Source organism: Streptomyces sp. NPDC047072, assembly GCF_040643855.1.
In the GTDB taxonomy this organism is placed as follows: Bacteria; Actinomycetota; Actinomycetes; order Streptomycetales; family Streptomycetaceae; genus Streptomyces.
Genome location: NZ_JBEYVC010000353.1, coordinates 1 through 2,468, shown reverse-complemented (window position 1 = coordinate 2,468; position 2,468 = coordinate 1). Strand labels below are relative to the sequence as shown.

Annotated in this window: 3 protein-coding genes and 2 pseudogenes; 3 read left to right on the top strand and 2 right to left on the bottom strand. The window is 73.9% G+C overall.

Going from position 1 to position 2,468, the window contains the following annotated elements:
• Positions 1-72 (bottom strand): annotated as a pseudogene (locus tag ABZ896_RS52565) (ATP-binding protein); the annotation flags it as partial.
• Positions 73-107: 35 nt separating this feature from the next.
• On the opposite strand from ABZ896_RS52565, the pseudogene ABZ896_RS52560 reads away from it, so the two are divergent.
• Positions 108-323 (top strand): annotated as a pseudogene (locus ABZ896_RS52560) (DUF5107 domain-containing protein); the annotation flags it as partial.
• Between the two features lie 80 nt (positions 324-403).
• The gene (locus ABZ896_RS52555; RefSeq protein ID WP_360946590.1) at positions 404-1,612 is read left to right on the top strand and encodes a M48 family metallopeptidase; all 1,209 of its coding nucleotides are present in this window, start codon (positions 404-406) and stop codon (positions 1,610-1,612) included.
• On the opposite strand, the gene ABZ896_RS52550 is transcribed toward ABZ896_RS52555, so the two are convergent.
• Entirely contained in the window at positions 1,609-1,962 is a 354-nt protein-coding gene (locus ABZ896_RS52550) for a VOC family protein (RefSeq protein WP_360946587.1), read from the bottom strand. The genes ABZ896_RS52555 and ABZ896_RS52550 overlap by 4 nt on opposite strands.
• 142 nt (positions 1,963-2,104) lie before the next feature.
• On the opposite strand from ABZ896_RS52550, the gene ABZ896_RS52545 reads away from it, so the two are divergent.
• Positions 2,105-2,468, top strand: a 364-nt coding sequence (locus ABZ896_RS52545) for a phage holin family protein (RefSeq protein ID WP_360946585.1), incomplete at its 3' end; no start/stop codon positions are given.

Here is a 2,468-nt window from a genome sequence, read left to right as displayed (position 1 = left end):
GGAGATCAGTTCCGTTGCCAGGAGTTCCGCGGTGTCGACGAGGCGGATCAGGCCGTGCATCGCCATGATCAGGTTGGAGTCGCCGGGGTTCAGGGCGATGCACCGGCACCCGGGCGCGCGGGCGGTTCCGGCTGATCGAGGCCGGACTGCTGCTCGCGGAGGGGCGACGAGAGGAGGCGCGGGCGGTGTTCGAGGAGGGCTTCGAGGTCGCCGACCTGCGAGAGGGCGCCGAGGCGATCGGTCGGCTGTGGAGCCGGGTCGGCGACGAACCCCTGCCGCCGCACTACGACTTCCGTATGCGGCCACCGCGCGCCGAGGCGTAGGAAACCTGGTCGCCGCACGCCCGAACCGCTCCCGCGCCCGCCCTCGTCGCCGTACACGAGTGCGAGGCGAGGGGGTGTGCATGGGGGAGCAGACCTGTCCGCAGTGCGGGGCGGACATGCCCGTCGACGAGGGATACCCCGTGTGGTGCGCCGGCTGCGACTTCAACGTGGCGCCCGAGCTCTTCGTCTACGGCCTCGGCGGCACCGCGCGGCTGCGGCGCGAGGTCGCCGGACAGCACGCCGTCGCCGTGTTCGAGGAACTGGCCCGGGAGGGCACGCGGGGGCGGCGGGCACGCCGGACACCGGCGTACGTCCTGTCGTACGCGCTGGCCCTCCTCGTGCACGGGCTGTCGTTCGCCGTGCTCGGGGCCGGTGTGTGGCTGCTCGTGGGCGGGGGCGTCCTCGGGACGGCCGCCGGGATCCCCTTGGTGGCGCTCTTCCTCGTGCTACGACCGAGGTTCCCGAGACTGCGTCCGGCGGTCGCCCGGCTGGACCGGCAGAGCGCGCCCCGGCTGTTCCGGCTGGTGGACTCCGTGGCCCGGGAGGTCGGCACCCGGAGCGTCGACGCGATCGTCGTGGACCCGTCCGTGAACGCGGCCGTCACGACGTACGGACTGCGGCAGCGGGTGCTGCACCTGGGGCTCGGCCTGTGGTCCGTGCTCTCGCCCCAGGAGAAGGTGGCCCTGCTCGGCCACGAACTCGGCCACTACGCGGGCGGCGACACCCGGCACGGGAGTCTCGTCGGCGGCGCACTGCGCACCCTGTGGCTCTGGGAGCGGGTCCTCGCACCCCGCGGGCGGTGGACCGGGCTGCTGCTGGGGGTGCCGCACCGGCTGGCGCAGAGCGCGCTCACCCTGCTGGAGAAGGTCACGCTGCGCGGCTTCCCGCGCAGGGAGTACCTCGCCGACGACCTGGCCGCCGAGGTCGCCTCCACCGAGGCCGCCGTCCGGCTGATGGAGACCCTCTTCCAGGTGGAGCGGATCGGCGACACCCTGCGCGAGCAGGCGGCCCAGGGCGGCGACGCGCTGTGGCGGCGGTTGGCCGAGCGGGTGGCGTCGGTGCCGCCGCGGGAGCGTGAACGGCTGCGCAGGGTCAGCGCGTTGGAGTGGCACCAGCAGGACGCCACCCATCCGCCCACTCATCTGCGGGCCGAACTCCTGTGCCGCCGGGGCTCGTCGAGCCCACGCGTTGTCCTGGACCGCCGTACCGACCGTGCGATCGATCGCGAACTGCTGGACCAGGCGGCGGGGTTGGCGCGGGCGCTGGCCCGCGAGGCGCGGAAGGGCTAGGACGGGGCCTTGCGGTCCACGTACTCGTACACCGCGCCGTCCGGGTGCATGACGATCAGGTTGCGGCCCACCGGGGTGGGCACCGGGCCCGCGATGATGCGGGCGCCCAGGTCGTCGAGGAGCCGGTGGGCCTCGTCGACGTCCTTGACCGCGATGGTCGCGGCGACCTTGCGGAGGATCTCCAGCTCGGCCTCCGGACCGCTCATCAGCAGGAAGCAGCCGACCGCGGCGACCTGCACACCCCCGCGCTCGAAGCGCAGCGCGGGGCCGCCGGCCAGCCGTTCGTAGAAGGGGAGCGTGGCCTCCAGGTCGTCGACGCAGACACGCAGCGTGGTTCCCAGAATCTCCATGCCGACGAGCCTAGTTGGGGCGGCCGGGCCGGGGAGATCGTTTCACGTGATCCTCCCGACCTCGCCGCGAGAGCTGAACGGGGCCGGTGATCAGCGCTCTGCGCTCGCGTTATGCGTACGCCTGCGCGGGTACCCGGCGGGCATGGAGCGCTTGGATCACCTGGAGCATCTGGACAAGCATCTGGTCGACGAGCTGGCGCAGGTGGCGCGCGAGACCGTGCGCGACGAGCTGCGCGAGCAGACGCGCAAGCAACGGCGCACCGCCATGCTGTACGCCGCGTCCGGCGCCGTCGCCCTGTACGCCGGGGCGGCCCTGGCACTCGCCGTGGGCCTCGCTCTGGCGCTCGGCCTGCCCGACTGGGCGGCCGCACTGATCACCGCCGCGATCCTCGGAGCCGTCGCCTACGTGCTGCGGGGTGCCGCACGGCCCTCCGCGTCCCGGCCGACGGCCGAGCGGGAGGCCGAGCCGGCCGCCGCGGGCGACCAGGTCGGGGGTGCGTCGGCAC